This window comes from Shewanella septentrionalis (assembly GCF_025370265.1).
Taxonomy (GTDB): domain Bacteria; phylum Pseudomonadota; class Gammaproteobacteria; order Enterobacterales; family Shewanellaceae; genus Shewanella; species Shewanella hafniensis.
The window spans coordinates 44,089-65,878 of record NZ_JAMTCC010000025.1 but is presented as its reverse complement, the minus strand read 5'-3'; the positions used below and the strand labels follow the sequence as shown (position 1 = coordinate 65,878).

Sequence of the window (21,790 nt, the reverse complement as noted above, 5' to 3'; positions counted from 1 at the left end):
TCATGAGATTAACTTCATAAGGTTAGCTCTATGAGATTAAATCCGCCAAGTAAGCTTTTGCGCTGAGTGAAGTCAGCACTGACTCAAGGCTTGGTAAATCAGCTTGATAAATAAGCCTGATTAAATAAAACCGCTCGCATTATTGCGAGCGGTTTTGTTTTTGGGGGAGATAAAATCTACCAGCCTATTGGTGCACCTTATCGACACCCGATAAGCGACCTTCGGCGTGACAGATGGCGCAGGATTCTTGTCCCGCTTGATAAATTCGCCCTCCGCTTGCATCGCTTTGATAAACCCCACCAAAGCCACGTGCATGAACCACTAAGCTATCTGTTTGTGTATGACAGGCGGCGCAGGTTGCTAAGGTTGGCGAATACTCGGCAATTTGGCCATTGTTGACCGCATCGGGTGCGGCAACTAACAGGGATTGCTCTGCACTCAGTCCCGCAAGATCCAGCTGTCCTGCACTGTGGCAAACACTGCAATTATTTTTCGCATTAGGGTAGGTGAGTTCTGGGCGTGGGTTATCAAAACCGACGACAGTACGGGTTCCCGCGTGCAGTGAATGCACTAATTCCCTGTAGCTCAAGGTATTGTTCATGGTGCGATAGGGCTTGATTTGGTCGGCACCGGGAGTATGCATTATGCCTGCATTGAGATACATGATTGCATCATTGCTGTGGCAGCTTTGACATTGCCCATCTGTGAGCGCGGTTGCGGTTTGCGGTGCATGACAAGTGCCGCAGCTGCTAGTGGGCTCAAAAATCCCCCTCATTTGATGCGCCGACAGAACTCTATCCTCTAAGCCTTGATCATGACATTGGCGACAAGCCTTTTCATCGACCTTAGCCTTTGCCGTAACCGTTTGACCTTGCAGGGTGAGCGTATTCAACGCGCTGAGGTTCACATTGTGATTGGCGATATTACAGTCAACGGCAAAGCCAGTGTTTTTATCGGCGCAGAGCACCAATTTACTGTAGAGCTTAGATTGGCTCAGATCGCCAAAGTCAGCAGTCGACAAGTTAGATATAGTGACCGTTAACTGATTCGGCGCCGTGATGTTTAAGGCAACATCGCTCGTGTTTGCCAATAAATCCCACACTTTACGCTGGCCATTACTGACTGGCATGTTGGCGTGATTGGTTTCACCCGCGGCAATTAACCAGAAAGATTTAATCATGGCTTGAGTGGCGGGAAGTTGGTCAAGTTGCTGCACTTGCAGTGTGACGACTAGAGTTTGCGCCTCAACACTGAGCTGCGAGCTCAGTAACTTAACTTGGTAATCGCTCGCCAGTTTAGCGGCCGTGTTCACTGCGGCATTGTGAAATAGCCCGACACCTTGGGGATTATTGCTATCGGGGTGACAGCCGCTACAGCTGAGTGCCCATGGCTTGGCAAAAATCTCCCTATTATGGAATAACCCCGCGACAGTGCCATTCCAGTCGGCGGGAATTTGCGCTTTATGGCAGTCAAGGCAGGCGGTTTTACTGGGGATATTGTAATTGCTGCTTTGCGCCGTTGCGTCAGCGATATGACATTGCTGGCACTGCTTCATATCGCCGGGAAAGGTCACATTGGAGAAGTCATATAACTGTCCCTTGTGGCCGACGATTTGATATTTAGCTTGATGGATTTGGTGCGTCAATGTCGCCATATCTAAGCTGTTACCGGTTTCAGGATCGCCAGAATAAGTCGAGTGACACACAACGCAGCCTTCAAAGGCAAAACGTTTACTGCCGTGCATCAAAAGGCGGGTATCGGCATTGGCCAAATCGGCATTATGGCAACGAAAACAGGCTTGCTCAGGTGCGATAACTTTGCGGCCCATGTCCGCTGCGACGGTTTGCCCCGTGGCGGGAACAAAGTCGTATACGCTGTTAATCAACTGAGTGTCGATTGGGCTATTGGCTAACGGTTTGAGTTCTAGGTAAATCCTGTGGGTCAGCTCAGGCGTGTATTGGGTATCGAGCCCCGAAAATTGCGGGTATGCCGTCAGAGTTTTGCTAAAGGTATAACGGTATAGACCTGCGCCTAGCGAGGTTAAACACGTCGTTTTACAGCTGCTTTCAATGCCCGCTTGAAATTGGGTCTGAGCATTGGCTTGGGCATTGGTCGCAGGTTCCACTTGATTGTTGATGTAGCTAGTCCATTGCAATGCGGCATCCGTCGTACTGGCAGCTCCTATTGCGACAGCGCTATTCTGCGCCGCAGCGTCAGCTGTGGCTTGAGTGATGTGATAGTGCGCCTGCGGCGGTGCAAGCTTGGCGATACCAAGGCCTAAGGTATCGAGCTCCTTAAGGTTTTCTAGTCCAGTGACGGCAATGCCATTGGCGTTACTGAGAAAGAAATCGACCTGCACTTGAGTTTGCGCATCGATAGCGACTTTTTCGATTGTCGCTTTAAGAGTATCGGCCTGTTCTATGCTGATACTCACAATTCCAGGTGGGCCTTCTTTACCTTCTTCACCATCGGAACAGGCGGTCATCAGACAGACTGCAACAGCAATTGGCGTAAAGATTTTCCATTGAGAACGGGTATTCGTGTTCATCATTTTCCATTCCTTTTTAATTAGATTCTGTCGGGACTCTAATCGGAATGTATGCGTTTTAGATATTAACTGAGTTATACGTTGAGTGGCAGTTAATTAACCGCTTTTAAACCTTTTTGATTAATTATATTGAGGTAATTTGAATTGAAGCATTATTTTAATTTTCGATATATTTAATTGTTAATTCTTAAAAGCGTTAGTCAGACACAAGTCGTGTAACTTGATCTAATACTGCCCCAATTTGGGTAAGTGTGACGCAGACGTAAAATAATAATAGATATTACTCTAGCATAAATTGTCGGGAATCAAAGTGTATACATATTTTAATTATATTGCTTTGACTAATAAAGGATCGAATATGATTACCAGAAGAGGAATACTTAAAAGCAGTATGGGCGTTGCTGTCGGTACTGTATATCACGGGACACTGATTAGCTTTCTTACCGGTTGTGGCAGCGACAATGACAGTCAGGAAGTCGTAGAAGTCATGGCCGGTGGTTTAATGGTGGTCAACCCTGTGGTGTGTGTGAGTTGTCGACGCTGCGAGATTGCCTGCAGCTGGAACCACGAGGGCGACAGTAGTCCAACGCTGGCGCGCGTAAAAGTCGAACATAACATGAACTTCGGCCCGCATGGCATGCAATTCAACTATCACATGCAGCATGGCGAATGCGGTGATGGCACCATAATTCCTGCCACTTGCCACCAATGTGAAGTTTGTGCACAAGTGTGCCCGCAACAGGCTATTTCAACCAACCCGCTAACCGGCGCCAAGGTGGTTGATGAAGAACTCTGTGTTGGATGTGGTTATTGTGCGGATAAATGTCCGCAGCAAGTGATTAAAGTCGTCCGCAGTAAAATGAAAGCCGTGAAATGCGATTTATGCAATGGCCAGCCTGCTTGTGCTCAAGTTTGTCCTACTGGGGCAATTAAATTTTATCCTTGGGATGAAGCCGAAGCTGCATTAGAACAATATGAAAAATATACCGGCTTAGTTTCTTGAATCGAGGTGAAATATGATGAGTAATATAATTGGTGGTTGGGCAGGAAAAGTCCTTAGAGTTAATTTAACGACAAATACGATTTCGTATGATCCCATAGAAAAATATTATGACTATATTGGTGGTATGGGTATTGGCTATAAAATATTGTGGGATGGTCATAAGGACAATATAAAGGCAATCGATCCTGAGAATATTATTGTCTTCTCTGCGGGGCCTTTAACGGGTTCAGGCGTGATTTGTACTGGACGAACAACGATTACTTCCCGTAGTCCAGTGATTGAAAAACACCTTATTGCCGACGGTCACTTTGGTGGCCATTTTTCGCCTGCAATGAAATTTGCCGGCTTCGATGCGATTGCAATTGAAGGCAAAGCGGCGAGCCCTGTGTGGCTAAAAATTGTCGATGACAAGGTCACTATTGAACCCGCCGATGCGCTATGGGGCAAAGGCATATTCGATACCCACGCCATGATAGCGCAAATGATGGGCCCCAATGCACAAGTGGCGGCGATTGGCCAAGCGGGTGAAAACCAAGTGCCTCTGTCTGTCATCATGACTCAGGGCGGACACTCTGCGGGTGGTCATGGCTCAGTTATGGGCTCAAAAAATTGTAAAGGGATCGGCATTATCGGCACCGGCGCCGTCAAAATTGCCGCCAATAATGAAAAAATGCGCGCCTTAGATGACCATATTTTAGGAATTATCGGCGCCAATAATAATGGTGTGGTGCCTTCGACGCCGCAATCTTGGGCCGAGTACTCAGCCCCTATCAGTCGCTGGAAATCACGACCTGGCCTTAAGTGGGGCGCCGCCGATCAAGAAATCGATTTAGGCGAAGTGCCTTGGAATGAGCGTAACCGTATTGGATTTCGTACTTCGATGGCCGAAAGCTACATAGGCGTCGAATATGCCAACAAGTGGATGAAGCGCACTGGCGGTTGTCATTCATGCCCAATACGTTGTTTCTGCGAGCTTAAAGTCCCTGAACTAAAGAGTAAATATGGTCGTAAAACCGAGCATATTGCCAACGTCTGTATGGGATTCCTCGTGCCTCAGTATTTGATGGGCACCACAAACGGCTCTGAAGCACATGCAATGGCGGGAGCCTTGGGGGCACAGATCCTCGATGACTACGGCATTTGGTGTAACTATGGTTTGATTTCTCATATCTTTAAGTTTTTAAAAACACACGATATGTTCAAAGATTTACTGCCAGAAGAGGAATACAACAGCATTCCTTGGGCGCTTTGGGATAATCAAGATCCTGCTTTCTTAATCGATTTCTATCGCCGCATTGCCTACAAAGAAGGCGAAATTTCCCATATGGCGGATGGCTTATATGACTTAATCGCGCGTTGGGGATTGGATGGCACAAACCCCGCACTAGGGTATTGGGACATACATAAAGAGAGTAAAACCAAGGTCTTTAACCGAAAAACTAATGCCGCCGTGCACCATGCGAGTGAAACTGCAGGTCAGGTGGGCACCTTAATCAACGTCGTCTTTAACCGCGATGCCCAGTGCCATTCCCACATCAACATAGTTAACAGTGGGTTACCCCACGATATGACAGTCGCTATCGCCAAGAAAAAATGGGGCGAGGGCGCCTTTGATAAGGTGCAGTGGTATACCCCGATTAATGCCGCTAAGGTTCGTTTTGCGAAGTGGTCTTTAGTGAAAAACGTGCTGCATGACTCGCTGACACTGTGTAATTGGATGTTCCCGCTATTGGCATCGCCCGATAAGAACCGTAATTATGAAGGCGATAGCACCATAGAATCGCAAATGTTCAGCCTAGTCACAGGGATTGAAACCAGTGAAACTGAGTTAGATTTCAAGGCGGAAAGAGTCTTGCATCTGCACCGCGCCTTAACCATGTTGCAGATGAATGAGGGCAATATGCGTGAAGAGCACGATGTGCTCAGTGACTGGGTTTACGACATGGACCCAGACAAAAACTTTGGCGAAGAGGGCACCATCAAGATGGACCGCGCCGACATGCAAACCTCGCTGGACATGTTCTACGAAGCCTTTGGTTGGGACATTCAAACGGGAGCGCCAACGCGGGCCACACTCGACAAGTTTAGTCTGGGCTTTGTCGCCGACAAATTAGCGGCACGAGGCTTGTTACCCGCTTGAACACTCTAGTTGGGCACTATGATTGGCGCTATGACTGGACATTATGAGTGAACACTATGATTGGGCGCTATGATTGGACATTATGAGTGAACAAATGATTGAACTCGTCGGTTATATCCGAGTATTTAGCCAACATGGACGTTTAGTCACGGCGGAGCAAATTGCCGCCGTGGCAGGGCTGGAATGGGATAATAAGCAAACGGTTGCGGGTTATATTCAGCTGATCCTCAATGAGGCTTATGCGGATGTGCAGATGCGTTTGTCGGATAAGCGGCATTTTTTCTATTCCGACAAAAGTATCGTTGAGCGCTATGCCGAGCAATGGTTAGCACTGGAGCGCGGTGATGCATTTGAGGCCATCATAGCTCAAATTCGCCGCAATAGTTGCCGCCATACTGAGGTGTATCAGGAGAGCGTGCTGACTTTTGCCCCCTATCTTTATGATGAGCCCCAATTAGCCAAGGTGCGTGAGCAATTGCCGCAGCAGCTTGGGGCGGAAGATATCCATTATGCCGTGGATAAACAGGGCAAAGGTTACTACTACTCGACTCAAGGACTGAGCCACAGTTATGCCGCAGTCCTCGCCAATTACGATCCCTGTGAATGGTCAAACTGACATTAAGCTGATTAAGTTGAGCTATTGATAAATGCTGATAAACCTTGGAACTGTATCGATAAGCGCCTGCGGGCGCTTTTTTATTGATGACGGGAAATGTGGACCGATGGCATGCTGATGATGTTACAACGAAAGAAAACGATTGAGCTAAGCCCAAGCTGTAACTGTGGTCTTAATAACGCCAATGCTTGAACATAGGCTCAGCTTGCCAGTGTTTGGGTGTACTTTTTGACTATCGCATCAATCTTACCGTTGGCTTTTAGGGTCGCAATCGCTTGATTGATGGCAGGCAGCAAATCGGCATGTTCCTTACGTAACCTAAACACTAAGTCTCCATCGGAATGCACCGCCGCAAGGGCGACAGGGATCCGCAACTGAGTCGACCAATACAAGGCTGGATAATTACCGGAAATAATCGCATCGACTCTGTGTTTATCTAAGGCTTTGACTAACTCTTGCTCAGAGGTAAAGTCGGCACGGATAAAGTCCTTATCGTCGTGGTATAAATAACCGCGCACAGTCCCGATTTGTTTACCTTTTATCTGGTCGATATCCTTATATTTACTGACATTTTCAGGCAGGGTGACCACATATTCGGTGATTTGCATTATGGGGGCGGATTTGACAAACAGCGGCCCCAAATCCTGCTTTTCAAACCAACTCGGGCTGACGATATCAAAGTCGAGTTGACCGGTTTCCAGTGCGTTATTAGTGCGCTTTGGCGGCAGGGTGAGGATTTCACCGTCGATTTTAGCGAGGGATAAAATCATCGGGATAAGCTCAGTGATCATCCCCGGCGCCTCTGCTTGGTCGCCGATAAAATACGGATACCAAGAATAGGAGCCAGTGATATTGTATTTGAGCTGCTCCGCATAGGCGTGTGGTTGAGTAAAGCAAAGGGCGAACAAGGCAAATCGAACTAAGTGTTTATACTGCAAACATCGCTTAACCATATTGCTTTTATCCTTGTTATCTCTGCTTTAGCCAAGGCCTATCCGATGGCCATTCTACCTAAACTGTGTGAATAAATTGTTTATTGGGTCACAGTCAGTCACATCAGCCATAGTTAAACAGTTTTCACCTTTACGCCATTACACTTTACGCTATGACACCTAAGCTAATAGCTGACACAGGGCTGGCTGTTGATTATGCGGGAAAATTTGGTAGGTTTTATGGTGCTTAATCAAGCTGGTTTTCTTATTACCTTGGCTGAGTAATAACCCATGGGATAGGGCGATACGCGTTAGTGTCTGTTCATCGGCGCGGACATAGAAGTTGATTGGTTTGACCAATTGATTGTCTTTAATATGTTGGTTAAATTCTTTTGCATCAATGACTAAGCTAGATTGGCCATCAGCATCGAGTTTGAGCTTGGCGCTGATTTCAGTGTCAGTAAAGACCAACCATTCGGCTTGCTTTAAAGTTTCTATCATAGCATTTAATGCCGTACCTAACGCTTGCTCTGATGTCTCAACTGTTTGATATTGATGCACAATCCTTTCTAACAAACGTTTGAGTTCGGCGCCCGCACCTTGGCTGCGAGCCAAACGTATCCAAGCCGTGAGATCGTCGGCTACCAGTTTAGAAAAGCGTTTTTCCTTTAAGGACTCGACCATCCAATTACACAAAAAATGACTTTCCTGCGCAGAAGTGCGCTGGGCTTTCTTGGTCTGTGCTGAAGCGGTTAAATCGGCAAGACCCGCAAGGGCGAGTTCGAGCACAGCTTGGTTATAGGTTTGAGAATTCATTATGACTCCGCCGCGGGCTGAAGTGATGTTATCTATTTGAACTTGGACGATATTGATTGCGGCGGAGCTAGTTTAGCAAAGCGGTCGATAAACCGATATTTATTCTTGCGATCCCACCAAACTTGCGGCGGTTAAGATCAGTTTAGGTGCGGGTCTGACCTTGTAGTTAGGATTAACATATTGGAAATGAATCAAACCTTTATCATCGCTAATATAAATGGCGGGCACAGGTAAGACTAAACGCTTGGCTCCCTCGGGAGTCGTCCACATTGGATTATCAACATGAAGACGCGAAGTATAGATCTCAGTGACCTTTTCGCTTGTGTAAAAAGCTAAGCCAAAGGCTTGCGCTCCCAGCATTTTTTCATCGGAAAGCAGTAGATACTTAAGCTCATTTTTTGCCGCCGAAGCCTTAAGTTGAGCTGGTGTATCGGGTGAAATACCCACTAACTGAAAGCCCATTTTTAATAATTCAGGTTCAATCGCCTTTAGTTGCCCCATTTGGTTGTTGCAAAAGGGGCACCAGCCGCCACGGTAAAAAAAGAAAATGGTTGGTTTTTGTGCGGTTAATTTTGCTAAATCAACGCTTTGGCCATTCATATCTTGTAAGGTAATTGCGGGAATTTGTTCGCCATTGAGCAGTGGGCTAACCGAATATTCATCCTTAGCGATAGGTTGAGCTAGTGTGGTAAAACTGCCAAGCAGTAGGCTGGTGGTCAGTAAAAAGCGCTGTAGTAGGGACGGCATAAGTAATCTCTCTTTGTTATGGGTTATTCTATCAATTCAAGCGATTGGCTCTGGTTTGTACGCTTGTTGGGGCGTGAATGGGGAAGACTGTTACAAGAACGGCGAATGCAGCAATTTATTGCAGTGTGTATCCAGATTTCGTGGTGTTTTTAAAGCAATGATTGCTCAATCACCCAAAAGCTCGTTTTAGTCTCATATAAGTCAATGGTGTGAGCCGATAAAGTGGGCTAATTGAGTGAGTGAGCTAATCGAGTCAGCAGATCGAGTGAGCTAAGTTGGGGCGCCGAACGCGAAAGTGATAATATTGCCACAGCCTTGAAAGGCTGAAGTGATGTTTGGTAATTTTTTCAATAGGAAAGTGGTAAATGGATAAGGGATTATTTAAGGCGTTAAAGAAAGTCTATTATAAAAAGTCGTACCGCAAAGACGAGCATGGTTATCAACAAAGAATCGATAATGGCGATGTGTTTGATGTCGATACGGGAACTAATATCTACTCCTATCAAGGCCTATCTGATACCGAAATCGCATTGATTGAACAGAGTGGCTATCCGGTCAATAACAGGGTTAAGCTAAGCCATGATGAGGCCGTTCTTGCCTATAAAAAACTACTCCTAGAGCCTAATTTGTCACTGGAAAATCTGTTGGCGGCCTATTTATGTGGTTTTTCAAGTTTCCCGCGCGGTCGTCAACCCATTCTCAGCTATCTGTTTGCGAAGGTGCTACCAGAACATTCGATGGCAACCGATAGTGACATTTGTCCTATGTGTTCCATCAAGCGCGTTAACTGGATTGAGCAGGGGCAAAAAATCTTTTCCTGTTACGCTGGCAGTGTGTGGAACGAGCGCTGGGCGCACAACCTCATAGAATTACAAGAATTTTGTACGCTATCGCCTTGTAAACCCAATGCAGAGGATGTGGCCATCTTCAGTGCGTTAATTGAAGCTATCCGTCAGGCTCCTTTAGATGAAACACCCGGAAAACTCGAGCAAAGGGTGAAGAAAGCCAAGATTATTCCTCAATTTAAAAAGTACAGTTTCCGTGGCCAACTGACGGTGTTAGCTGAGCTTGGCATCATGCCAAATCCCTATGTTACGCCGCTTTATGAAGCATTTACGCCATTTGAAGCGATCTGCAATATCAAATACCCGGGCAGTATCCGCTCTGACATCATCTTACCGCTAGCGGGTTGGCGCGGCGAAAATCCCATTGATGAGCAAAGGCTTAAACAGTTATTTGGTGGTTTTTTGGAATAAGTGATCGGCCTCAGTTACGTGGGTTAAGTATTGTGCAAATGAGGTAGGGGGATAACTTGCCGATTGAGTCCGTCACAGAGTTCGGACTGGGATAAGCCATCTTTGAGAGCGAGTCATTCTTATAGCCTATGGTTTGTAGCTCATTAATTCGGCTCAATAAAAAAAGCGTCCCTTGGGACGCTTTTTGCTTTAATAACGAGACTGATAGGCGAGGTGCATTGCCTATGTTAGTTGTTTATTTCAGCTTTTTCGCTTTGCTAGGTGCTTGCCCCACCTTCATTTTTACGCGGCGGCCTTGCATGTTTTTCTCAGCAGTAACTTGAGCGCCGACGTTGTCGGTTCTTTGTTGCTTCTTGGCAAAGCTACGGCGGGTTTGCAATTGCTTTAACAGCAATTCGCGGCTGCCCACTTCATAACCTGGCACAGTGACGCGGCGAATTTGTTGACCGATCAGTTTTTCGATATCGGCTAAGGTACGTTCTTCTTCGCGGCTCACGAAAGAAATGGCTACGCCAGTTTTCCCCGCACGGCCTGTACGACCGATACGGTGGACATAGTCTTCGGCGAGGAAAGGTAAGTCATAGTTGACTACGTATTCAAGGCTTGGGATATCCAGACCACGGGCGGCAACTTCGGTGGCAACCAGTACGCGTACATCACCTGCCACAAATTCACGCAGGGCGCGGCGACGACTGCCTTGGCCTTTGTCACCGTGGACCACTTCAGATGGGATGCCATCTAAGTTTAATTCTTTGACTAGCGTATCGGCGGCTTCACGGGTCGCAGTAAATACCAACACTTGTTGCCAGTTTTTCTTACCGATAAGCTCAGAAAGCAGTTCGCGTTTACGGCGTTGTTCAACCGGATAAACGACTTGGCTGACGGTGTCGGCTGTAGTGTTTTGCTTATCAACGCTGATCACTTGCGGTTTAACCATCATATCGTTGGCGAGTTTTTTTACCGCACTTGAGAAAGTGGCTGAGAACAACAGGTTTTGGCGTTTCTTATTGACCGCTTGCAGGATCTTTTGGATATCGGCGCTAAAGCCCATGTCTAACATACGGTCGGCTTCGTCTAGGACTAAAAAGTCGACGTTCGACAGGCTTAAGTTACAGGCGGTAAGGTGCTCAAGTAAGCGACCTGGGGTGGCAACGATTACATCGGCGCCGCGTTTCAGCTTTTGCGCTTGAGTCTCGATTTTTACGCCACCGTAAATGGTTAACACGCTGAAGTTTAAGTATTTGCAGTAAGCCGTAACGTTGTCTGCCACTTGAGCCGCAAGCTCACGGGTCGGCGTAAGGATTAATACGCGGGCATTCGACTTTAACGTTTCGCTTGGATTTTCAACCATCTTTTGCAGGATCGGCAGCGCGAAAGCGGCGGTTTTACCCGTACCGGTTTGGGCACTGGCTAAGACATCTTGGCCGCGGCGGATAGCAGGTATCGCTTGCTGCTGAATAGGCGTCATTTGTTGATAACCGCAATCTGAGATAGCGCGCAAAATCTCGGGGGAAAAACTAAAAGATTCAAATCTCATTTTGGATTCCTATCGTTCACTTATTCAAACATTCAAGCACCGCGAGCCTCTATTGTTTACTCGACTAAGGAGAGAGGCGTGCCGACTGGCTCATTCTTCCACACAGATTTTATAAGAAAAATGGCGGGCGCGGAGTATAGCAAAAATTTCGGTTAAAACCTGAACTTTTTAGTGTTTTGGCATTTTATCGGCATCATTTTATCGCCAAGAGATAAAAGCCTTAGCGACGGCTCAGGCGGGATAGGGCCAATTCTGCACGCTCTGGATTGAGTATGCTCTTAGCAGAGTATGATTTGAGGTTGAGTGACGGCTGGCGGAAAGAACGAACAAAAAGAACGCGATAGAAAAATGCCGCAGTTTTGGCTGCGGCATTTTATATCTTGCTTATGGCTAACCGAAGGTGCGTCTTAGGCCGAGGGCCTTCTCGGCATTGTGTTTAAGCTGATGAGCAGCATCACCAATCAGATGGGTTGCGGCTAAGTTTTCTACGCTTGAATGGGTGATGGAATGTATATTGCTGGCAATCTCGTTGATCACTTGACGCTGTTGATCCGCTGCCACTGCATTTTGTTGGGCAAAGGTGTGGATATCACTCACTTCTTGGTAAAGGGTATTCACATTGTCGGCGGACAGTTGAATGTCGCTAGCGCAGCGCTCCGCATGTTGGCGGCTCTGTTCCATTTCTTTGGCCCATATGTTGAGCATAGAGAACATCTTATCGACACTCTTTGAAATACTGTTGGTCGATAGTTGGGTTCGACTCGACAGCGCGCGCACTTCATCGGCGACTACGGCAAACCCTCGGCCTTGTTCACCTGCACGGGCAGCTTCAATGGCCGCATTGAGGGCGAGAAGATTAGTTTGCTCGGCGATGGAGTCAATTTCGCCCATCGCATTAGCAACTTGCTCGGCTTCTTTATTCAATTGATGGGCATTGTTAGCTGCATCGGCAACAGACTTGGCCAGTTGTTCCACTTTTTGAGTGTTGGCCTTCATATTGGCGCTACTTTTAAGGCAAAGATCGTAGGCGGTATTGATGCTGGTGGATGTGAGATGGGTATTCTGCGCGACTTCAGTGATGGTTGAACTCATTTCTTCCATCGCACTAGAGAGCTGTTCTAGCTGACTTTTCTCTTGATCTAGGCTGACATAGGTTTGCTCGGTCGCGACCACTAATTGATCGGCAATCGCATGCAATTGATTGGCTTGATCTTGTGTGCGCCCCAGTACGCCACTCATTTTGGCCTGCAGCATGATGAGCTGGAAATCGAGGATAGAAGACGTATCGGCACCCGAGTAGATGTAACGACTGATAGAGTCGTATTTGGTTTGCATTTCAATCAGTTTAGCGGGAATGCGAAAGGCCTCATCGTAGAAAATAGCCAAGTTTAAACTCATCAAAACTGCCCCCGCGATAATCACGCCCCAGCCCCAAAAGTAGCCTGCGATCAGTAAGCCTGTCGAGGCGACAACCGCCGAGAGGATACGTTTCTGCATTAAGCTTAAGGGCTTAGAAATGGATTTATCCAGTTTAAGTCTTTGGTATATTTCATTTGCTTTGCTGACGTAGGCGGCCTGAGGCTGAATACGCACCGATTGATAACCAACGATAGTGCCGTTTTCAAATAATGGCGAGACAAAGGCATCGACCCAATAGAAGCCACCATTCTTACAGCGGTTTTTTACTATGCCGCGCCAAGATTGGCCCGACTTAAGCTTTTCCCACATTTCTTTAAAGGCGGCGCTCGGCATATCGGGATGGCGAACCATATTGTGGGCACTGCCAATTAACTCTTGGGCGCTATAGCCTGAGACTTCGGCAAAACGGGCATTAACGTAAGTAATGACACCGCGAGTGTCGGTGGTGGAAATGAGTTCATCTTGTGGTGTTAAGCGGATTTCTTGATCTGATCTCTGTGCATTCAGTGTTCTGTGGGCAGACGCGTTACTCTGGCTCATTTAGTGTGTCCATTCAGGGCCGATGTGATTCATTAGGGTTCAGGGGCGCGGTGTTAGGCGCTAATTTTCTTGCGCTTACTCTCATTGGGGTAAGCTTGTTATGTGACAAGACTATCATTTTTGTATGGGTATAGGAGAGCGGTTTTTGATGGTTTACCCATAAAAATCAATCGTTCGTTGTATTTGTAAGCTATTGCAAAATATAAAAATTTTAAGTAGTGCGAATATGGAATTAAACGAGCGTTTATCCTGCTAAAACGCAAATTTCAGTATTTTGTATAGGGTTATTGTTTTATCAGATATTGAGTAGAAAGTAGGCATCATATTATTTGCAAAATCTTTGCGGTGGCATTGGCCTAATGTCCTTGATTCGTTTGCCATATCGCGGCATTCATTCGGACGGTTTATTCGTCATAGTCTATTCTTTAATGGGCAATAAACTATGGCTTGCTGGATGTGTGATTTATCTGGCTTTGCCTCAGTTTTGTCATCTTATTCGCACCCTTTAGTTTATTAACTCAGGTTCATTAGCTTAGGTTCATAAGATCAGCTTCATTAGCTCATAGCGGGAATGCAACATAAGAGGATTTTCCCATGGCGATATCACTTAGACGTGGCGTAGCTAAATTGGCTACCGCGTCCTTGGGGACAGCAGCGGCACTTCCCCATTGGCGACGTTTGATTTTTGGACGTCTATTTGGCTTTCTTGCGCTTCTCTGCGTGCCCGTATATATCACCAGCGTGTATTTATGTGTCATCGCCGATCTTTGGTCTATGGTGGTATTCGATACGCTGGCTTATTTGTTTTTATTGGTTTTACTGTATTTTCCTAAGCTTACTGATAGCACGCGTTTTGGCTGTGGCTGTTTGTTAGCGTTTGCTATCGGCGTAGGTTTTTTGATTGCGATTGGTCCATCGGGTGCGGGGTTCTTTTGGTTATTTATCTTTCCGCCATTAGTGGGCATTTTTTTAGGCCGTCGCGCGAGCTTATATGCCCAATATTTGAATGGGCTGAGTCTGGTAATGATTGGGCTTGCCTATCATTTTGGTTGGTTAAACTGGCCCGATATTCGCGGTTACAGTTTGGGTATTTGGGCCGTTGTTGTAGTTAATTTTATTGTAACCAATGCCATGCTGACCTTAACCATCACTTATTTATTAGGTAAGTTGGCTGATTCACTCGATTCAACCTTAGCCTCGCGCCAAGCGACTGTATTAGGGTTGGCCAAACTTGCTGAATACAGAGATAACGAGACGGGTGCGCACTTACTACGTATGCGGCAGTATTCGAAAATGCTCGCGGCGCAGCGGTTGCAGGCCGACAATCCACCTGCTGAATTAAACGATGATTTTATTCAAGATATTAGTCTATCGGCCATTTTGCACGACATAGGTAAAGTCGGTATTGCCGATGCGATTCTACTCAAACCGGGTAAATTAACCCCGCAGGAGTTTGAGCAGATCAAAGCTCACCCTGTGATTGGTGGGCAAGTGTTACGCAGTTTGTTGGAATATGCGCCCCAATGTACTTTTATTCGGATGGGCCAAGATATCGCTTCGGGTCACCATGAAAAGTGGGATGGTAGTGGTTACCCCTTAGGGTTGAAAGGTGAGGATATTCCGCTTTCGGCACGCATAGTTGCCTTGGTGGATGTCTATGATGCACTCACTTCACCGCGATGTTATAAGCGACCCTTTAGTCACCAAGAAGCCATCGATTTAATGATTGAAGGCAAAGGTAAGCATTTCGACCCTGAATTAGTCGATTGTTTTATGGCAATTCATCAGGAGTTTGAAGTGTTATCTAAGGCATCGCTGGATGATGCTTATCAGCCTATGGCGCAGCCTACTATGGTTTAGCTACTCGTGTTTTTAATCATGTTTGAAATAGAAATCGTGTTTTGAAACCATGTTTCGAAACTATGAGCTGAAAGCATGCTATTGAAATACGACTAGGCTTGAAGTACAGCATCAGCGCTAAAAAAACGCCCAAGACTCATAGCCTTGGGCGTTTTATTTTGTAGCATATAACGGATTTAGAAGATGATTTAAATAACGACTTAAATCGCTACTTACCCGCAGGAGTGCTAAATCGCTCTAAATCGCTTTAGTCACTTGCGTTAACCACGCGAGTTCATCCCCGGACATCAGCGGCGAAAGTGTATTAAACACTTGCTGATGGTAAGCATTGAACCAGTCGATTTCCCCTTGCGTTAGCAAGCTCTTATCGATTAGGCGGGCATCCATAGGGATCATAGTCAGTGCATCGAACTCATACATCTCGCGCTCTGCGCCTTTCAGTGCTTCACAGTGTTGCACTACGACTAAGTTTTCTAAGCGAATGCCAAAACTCTCAGCGCGGTAGTAACCCGGCTCGTTGGAAAGCACCATGCCGGGCATCAGTGCGATACCGTTGACATTTTTACCTATGCGCTGTGGACCCTCGTGCACACTTAAAAAGTGACCCACACCATGGCCAGTGCCGTGGTCGTAATCAAAGCCATGTTGCCATAAATATTGGCGGGCGAATGCATCGAGTTGCTGGCCTGAAGTGCCTTTAGGGAAGCGAGCTTGGTCCAGCGCGATATGGCCTTTTAGCACCAGCGTGACCATTTTTTTATGTTCATCAGTGACTTTGCCAATCGCAATAGTACGGGTCACATCTGTGGTGCCATCGATATATTGCGCGCCAGAATCCACTAAGTAGATGCTATCCATCGTCATCATCGCTGGTGTGCCATTGTTGTGATTGTAATGGCACATGGCGGCATTGGGGCCCGCTGCAGAAATGGTGTCGAAACTTGGCTCGCGATAGCGCTCATCTTGCAGGCGGAAGCTTTCTAATTTATCGGCAAGTGTGGCTTCATCGTGCATACGCTTGGCGGCAACTTCGGCATCTAACCATGCAAGGAAGCGACTTACAGCAACGCCATCACGAATGTGACAAGCGCGCATTCCGGCAAGTTCTGAGGGATTTTTCTGCGCTTTAGGCAAAGAAACCGGATCAATGCCAGCAATCAATTTAGCCCCCGCTTCACGGGCGAGGTTTTGTGCCCAAGCGTTAGCTGAGTTTGGATCGGCAAGCAGTTTAACGCCTGATAAACTCGCCAGCGTATCGGCGAGGGACGCTTCACTTTTAAAGCTAATGCCTGCACCGACATGCTCCTCAATGCCCTCTGGAAGTTTGCTTAAATCGGTAAACAGCTGCATATCGCCATTAGCGTGGAGTAGGGCACTGCCAAGCACAACGGGCAGACGCGGCACATCGTTACCGCGAATATTTAACAACCAGCAGAAAGAATCTAAGGCGGCGATCAACGCGACATCAGCACTGGCTTTTTTCACTAAGGCGCCAATTTCAATGCGTTTTTGCAGACTGGTTTTACCGGCACTCTCGTTACTGAATAACGTGATTGGCGCACTCGATGGTGCGGGGCGATCCTGCCAATGTAAATCGATAGGGTTTTGCTCAACCGCCACTAATTCGATTTGGGCTTTGTTTAAGGTCGCTTTGGCATTTTCAAACCAAGCTAAAGTATGTAAGCGTGCATCGAAGCCAACGCGTGACCCCGCTGGTAGCGTGTCACATAACCATTCAATTTGTGGCGTGTCGGTCAGGCTTTCGTAGCTGAAAAGTGCAGCATCCACTTGCAGACGAACTTGCACCGTATAACGGCCGTCGGTAAATATTGCGGCTTTATCTTTCAATACGATAGCCATGCCTGCCGAACCGGTAAAGTGGGTTGCCCAGTACAAACGTTCGTTGTGTTCTGGCACATATTCGCCCAGATACTCGTCGGCGCGGGGAATGATAAAAGCATCGAGATTGGCAGAAGATAATTCGCTGCGAATAGCGTCGAGGCGGCTGGCGATAGAATGTGACATATGGGCTCCAAGTGAGACTGGCACGCTGTGCGAGTCGGTAGGCAAAGCTTGCCTAAGGATAAGTAGGTCTATGTTGATTTGAGTTCTAACCAGCTCGGATTATCGCAAGCCTAACGCGCGAGATGCAAGGGGAGCGAATAAAGGATTTTGTATACAATCGTGAATTTGTGCTGACTGCGATGAGCAAGCTAAGTGTTTTACCCTTAATTTATTTGTGTGATTCTTAGCATAAAACCTGAGTAAAACAAAATGTCAGTCATATTTTTTGTAGACTTGTTCCTTACAAATTAGCTACTTAAGTTTTATTCAATCGCTAACATTTGGACCCTATGCTAACATTCTCCATCTCCGCTCGGGGTCAGAGTGGGGCGCATGTATCAGTGGAGTAAGCGATGCAAATACTAACAATAGATGTGGGCGGTACGACAGCCCTGTTCGAACTTCAGCTCGCGGGACATACAGAACAATATAAAATTCCCACAGGCGAAGGTTTTAAAATTGAAGAGTTAAATAATCAAATCGCTGCGCTCGAACGCGATTACGATTTACAAGATTATCAATTAGCGATTGGCGTACCTGGACTGGTACAAAATAATCGTTTGGTTGCTTGTAAATCGTTACCCGGACTCAATGGTTTGAGTTTTGACACAGTGAAAACTCAAGGCGAGCTTAAGTTTATTTGCAACGATATGGATGCGGGTATGCAAGCCACGTGCGATGCCAAATATGCCTGTGAGTTGTTGGTCATGTGCGGCACTGGGATAGGGATGTCGATTGCGTTTAATGGGCAAGCCTTTACCGGTGCGACGGGGGTTGCAGGGGAGTTGGGGCATTGCCGCGTGATGACAGAATCAGGCGAATTTAGTTTAGAACAACTCGCCAGTGGCGATTCTGTGCGTAGCCGTAACATCACTACTCAGGATGATTTATACCGTGCGGGCAGTTACCTTGGTATGGGGCTGGCGTGGACCGTTAATTTATTTAATCCCAATCGGATTTGGCTCGCGGGTAACATGATGAACAGTGCTCCTTACTACAAAGGCTGCCTCGAAAGCTTAAAGCAAATGGCATTGAGCGCGCCCTTAGCTGAGATGAAAATCAACCGCGTCGATGATATGGAAACCTTAGTGTGCCGAGGTTTATCTGCGATGCTCGCAAGGGATTATCCACGCGCATAAGGATCATAGATGCTGTTAGCTAATGGTTTTGAATTATTAGATTACAGCGGCTCAGTGCTAGTGGTTTAAGCAGTATTAGCAGCATAAATAGTGAAATTGATAACAGGACAGGTGATGCCTTTGGCTTATCGTGTCCTGTTTTTTTATGGCTAAAATAGTCAGCAAAGCCTTAATTATCTAAGTAAATATTATAAATTTCTGAACTGTATTTAATTGCTTTCTTATCAGACCACTACCTTAGTTGATAATATTTTGTTGCATTTTTATTGCGCTTACGTCTATGCTGATTATCGCAATGACAACGTTGTCATTGCGTGAAAAGGCAAACCAGTTGAAAAACTGGGACGCAAAGCCTCCGGTCTAAGGGTTCGTCTGTACCTATGATAGCGGGGATACCACAGGTTTTTCTTCGTGCAATTGTCTGTCGTTTTGCATGGTCTTAAGAGAGTGTTGTTTCCTGTCTACGCTTTGTTTGCCTTATTGATTCATATAAAAAATTCAATAGGGATATCTCATGTTCAAGACTCAAATTTCAACATCAGCCTTGCTGGTGGCATCGGCGCTGGCATCTACCGTGAGTGCCAGTGCATTTGCCGCAGCGCCCGGCAAACCGACTATAGGTTGGGGTGAAACCAAGTTCGCTATTATCGAAGTTAATCAAGCTGCTACGGCTTACAATCAGTTGGTGACCATTAAAGATGCCGCCGACGTGTCCGTCAGCTGGAACCTTTGGAGTGGCGATGTGGGCAATAAAGCCCAAGTGCTGCTCAACGGTAATGTCGCTTGGGAAGGCCCCTCAGGCGCTTCGGGCACCGCTAACTTTAAGGTGAACAAAGGCGGCCGTTATCAGATGCAAGTGCAACTGTGTAACAGCGATGGTTGTACGGCGAGCGATGCCAAAGAAATCCTCGTGGCCGATACCGATGGCAGCCATTTAGTGCCACTCAATGCTCCGCTTAAAGAAAACAATCGTCCATACGTTAACAAGTCGGGCAAAGTGGTCGGCAGTTACTTTGTAGAATGGGGTGTGTACGGCCGTAAGTTCCCAGTCGATAAGATCCCAGCACAGAACTTAACTCATATTTTATATGGCTTTACCCCTATTTGTGGTGGTGATGGCATTAACGATAGTTTGAAAGAAATCGACGGCAGTTTCCAAGCGCTGCAACGTGCCTGTAGTGGCCGTGAAGATTTTAAAGTCGCTATCCACGATCCTTGGGCGGCAATTCAAATGCCACAGGCGGGCGTGAGTGACTACTCTGATCCCTACAAAGGCAACTTCGGTCAATTGATGGCGCTGAAGCAAGCCCACCCCGATCTAAAGATTTTGCCTTCGGTTGGTGGCTGGACGCTATCTGATCCCTTCTTCTTTTTTGGCGATAAAACTAAGCGCGATACTTTTGTCGCATCGGTGAAGGAATTCCTACAAACGTGGAAGTTCTTTGACGGTGTCGACATTGATTGGGAATTCCCCGGTGGCAGTGGTGCAAATCCAAACTTAGGCAATGCCAACGACGGTGAAACCTATGTGACCTTGATGCGTGAATTGCGCGCCATGCTCGACGAGTTAAGTGCTGAGACGGGTCGTACCTATGAGCTGACTTCAGCCATTAGCGCCGGTGATGATAAAATTCAGAAAGTCGATTATCAGGCCGCTCAGCAGTACATGGATTACATCTTCTTGATGAGTTACGACTTCAATGGCGGTTGGACGAACACTGAACTCGGTCATCAAACCAATCTTTATGAGGCGAGTTGGGATCCTGATACCCGCTACACCACAGACAAGGGCGTAAAGGCCCTGTTAACTCAAGGTGTAACCCCAGGGAAAATTGTGGTTGGTGCTGCTATGTACGGCCGCGGCTGGACAGGCGTGAATGGCTACACGGGCAATAACCCATTCACGGGGACAGCGACGGGCAAAGTGAAAGGCACATGGGAAGATGGCGTGGTGGATTATCGCCAGATAGTGAACGAGTACATGGGGAGCGGTTGGACTTACAGCTATGATGAAACGGCCGAGGCGCCATCACTGTTCAAGGCATCTACGGGGGATTTAATCACTTTCGATGATGCTCGTTCCGTTAAAGCCAAGGGCCAATATGTGCTTGCCAATCAGCTAGGTGGTTTATTTGCATGGGAAATTGATGCCGATAACGGCGATATTCTAAATGCGATGCACGAAGGTTTAGGCCATGGCGAAGGAACTACACCACCGGTGAATAAAGCGCCAATTTCCAATGCGGGCGCGGATGTGAATGTCACAGGTCCCGCCGATGTGGTGCTCAATGGTAGCGGTTCGCGTGATCCTGAAAATGAGGCGCTAACGTATCTTTGGACTCAAGTGTCTGGCCCAACGATTGCCATCACAAACGCCGATATGGCGAATGCGGCAATTCAATTGGCTGCAACGCAAACTGATGTTGCCTATAGTTTTAGTCTTAAAGTCACTGATCCAGAAGGGTTATCTGCCATAGATTCAGTGACAGTGACCAATAAGGCGGATACTCCGAACCAAGCTCCCGTGGTGAGTGTAGCTGCCACTGCAACAGTGGAAGCGGGTAAAACTGTTAGCATAGTGGCGAGTGCCTCTGATGCCGACGGTGATGCCTTAACTTACGCTTGGACTGTGCCCGCTGGCGTGTCGGCAACCGGACAAAATAGTGCCACCTTAGTGGTCACTGGGCCTAATGTCACCGAAGCGACCAGCTATGGTTTGAGCGTGCTGGTTTCTGATGGTGCCTTAGATGCGAGCGCATCGACGAATCTCACCGTGACGCCAAAAGTGATCGGTGGTGGTTGTGATGCAACCGATCCTAATGCCGGTAACTATCCTGCTTGGCAAACCAGTGTGGTGTACAACACGGGCGATACTGTGAGCCACAGTCAGTTGGTATGGAAAGCCAAGTACTGGACGCAGGGCAATACGCCATCTCGCACCGCTGATCAATGGCAGCTACTCAGCCAAGTTGCTCTCGGTTGGGATGCGGGTGTCGCCTATACTGGCGGGCAAACCACCAGCTATAACGGCCGTCAATGGAAGGCGAGTTACTGGACTAAAGGGGATGTACCGGGCGTTGCGGCGGTATGGGTTGATATTGGTGCTGCAAGCTGTCCTTAATCATCTAACATACTAATATTATTTGAGTTATAGAGATAAAAAGCCCTGCGAT

General features: G+C 47.1%; 14 protein-coding genes and 1 riboswitch. Of the genes, 7 read left to right on the top strand and 7 right to left on the bottom strand.

The window, feature by feature from the left end:
* Positions 1-184: 184 nt before the first annotated feature.
* Positions 185-2,551, bottom strand: a complete 2,367-nt coding sequence (locus NE536_RS14990; RefSeq protein WP_261273179.1) for an OmcA/MtrC family decaheme c-type cytochrome — start codon at positions 2,549-2,551, stop codon at positions 185-187.
* A 355-nt stretch (positions 2,552-2,906) separates the two neighbouring features.
* Between NE536_RS14990 and NE536_RS14985 the strand changes: the two genes are divergently transcribed.
* The 3 genes from NE536_RS14985 to NE536_RS14975 all read left to right on the top strand — a co-directional run bounded on the left by NE536_RS14985 (position 2,907) and on the right by NE536_RS14975 (position 6,307).
* Complete coding sequence (locus NE536_RS14985) at positions 2,907-3,551, top strand: 4Fe-4S dicluster domain-containing protein (RefSeq protein WP_261273178.1); 645 nt, start codon at positions 2,907-2,909, stop codon at positions 3,549-3,551.
* A gap of 16 nt (positions 3,552-3,567) precedes the next feature.
* Positions 3,568-5,691, top strand: a complete 2,124-nt coding sequence (locus tag NE536_RS14980; protein ID WP_342455086.1) for an aldehyde ferredoxin oxidoreductase — start codon at positions 3,568-3,570, stop codon at positions 5,689-5,691.
* 94 nt (positions 5,692-5,785) lie between these two features.
* Positions 5,786-6,307: a hypothetical protein gene (locus tag NE536_RS14975; protein WP_012197428.1), complete on the top strand. Its 522-nt coding sequence runs from the start codon at positions 5,786-5,788 to the stop codon at positions 6,305-6,307.
* Positions 6,308-6,507: 200 nt separating this feature from the next.
* On the opposite strand, the gene NE536_RS14970 is transcribed toward NE536_RS14975, so the two are convergent.
* The 3 genes from NE536_RS14970 to NE536_RS14960 all read right to left on the bottom strand — a co-directional run bounded on the left by NE536_RS14970 (position 6,508) and on the right by NE536_RS14960 (position 8,802).
* Positions 6,508-7,260 (bottom strand): substrate-binding periplasmic protein, encoded by a 753-nt coding sequence (locus NE536_RS14970; protein WP_071938323.1) that lies wholly within the window; start codon positions 7,258-7,260, stop codon positions 6,508-6,510.
* Positions 7,261-7,419: 159 nt separating this feature from the next.
* Positions 7,420-8,055, bottom strand: coding sequence for a DUF2913 family protein (locus tag NE536_RS14965; protein WP_261273176.1), 636 nt, complete (start codon positions 8,053-8,055; stop codon positions 7,420-7,422).
* A 99-nt stretch (positions 8,056-8,154) separates the two neighbouring features.
* Positions 8,155-8,802, bottom strand: a complete 648-nt coding sequence (locus NE536_RS14960) for a peroxiredoxin-like family protein (protein WP_261273175.1) — start codon at positions 8,800-8,802, stop codon at positions 8,155-8,157.
* A gap of 365 nt (positions 8,803-9,167) precedes the next feature.
* Here NE536_RS14960 and NE536_RS14955 point away from each other — a divergent pair, with 365 nt between their 5' ends.
* Entirely contained in the window at positions 9,168-10,058 is an 891-nt protein-coding gene (locus tag NE536_RS14955) for a hypothetical protein (RefSeq protein WP_261273174.1), read from the top strand.
* A 235-nt stretch (positions 10,059-10,293) separates the two neighbouring features.
* Here NE536_RS14955 and NE536_RS14950 read toward each other — a convergent pair whose 3' ends face one another.
* Both NE536_RS14950 and NE536_RS14945 read right to left on the bottom strand, forming a co-directional pair.
* Entirely contained in the window at positions 10,294-11,595 is a 1,302-nt protein-coding gene (locus NE536_RS14950) for a DEAD/DEAH box helicase (RefSeq protein ID WP_261273173.1), read from the bottom strand.
* Positions 11,596-11,985: 390 nt separating this feature from the next.
* A complete protein-coding gene (locus NE536_RS14945; protein ID WP_261273172.1) occupies positions 11,986-13,554 on the bottom strand; it encodes a methyl-accepting chemotaxis protein in 1,569 nt (522 codons plus the stop codon).
* Positions 13,555-14,148: 594 nt separating this feature from the next.
* Here NE536_RS14945 and NE536_RS14940 point away from each other — a divergent pair.
* A complete protein-coding gene (locus NE536_RS14940; RefSeq protein ID WP_261273171.1) occupies positions 14,149-15,414 on the top strand; it encodes an HD-GYP domain-containing protein in 1,266 nt (421 codons plus the stop codon).
* Between the two features lie 237 nt (positions 15,415-15,651).
* On the opposite strand, the gene NE536_RS14935 is transcribed toward NE536_RS14940, so the two are convergent.
* The gene (locus NE536_RS14935) at positions 15,652-17,439 is read right to left on the bottom strand and encodes an aminopeptidase P family protein (protein WP_261273170.1); all 1,788 of its coding nucleotides are present in this window, start codon (positions 17,437-17,439) and stop codon (positions 15,652-15,654) included.
* Positions 17,440-17,831: 392 nt separating this feature from the next.
* On the opposite strand from NE536_RS14935, the gene NE536_RS14930 reads away from it, so the two are divergent.
* Both NE536_RS14930 and NE536_RS14925 read left to right on the top strand, forming a co-directional pair.
* Positions 17,832-18,617 (top strand): ROK family protein, encoded by a 786-nt coding sequence (locus NE536_RS14930; RefSeq protein WP_006082570.1) that lies wholly within the window; start codon positions 17,832-17,834, stop codon positions 18,615-18,617.
* Positions 18,618-18,928: 311 nt separating this feature from the next.
* A riboswitch (cyclic di-GMP riboswitch) is annotated at positions 18,929-19,017 on the top strand.
* A 114-nt stretch (positions 19,018-19,131) separates the two neighbouring features.
* Positions 19,132-21,738, top strand: a complete 2,607-nt coding sequence (locus tag NE536_RS14925; protein WP_261273169.1) for a glycosyl hydrolase family 18 protein — start codon at positions 19,132-19,134, stop codon at positions 21,736-21,738.
* Positions 21,739-21,790 lie beyond the last annotated feature (52 nt).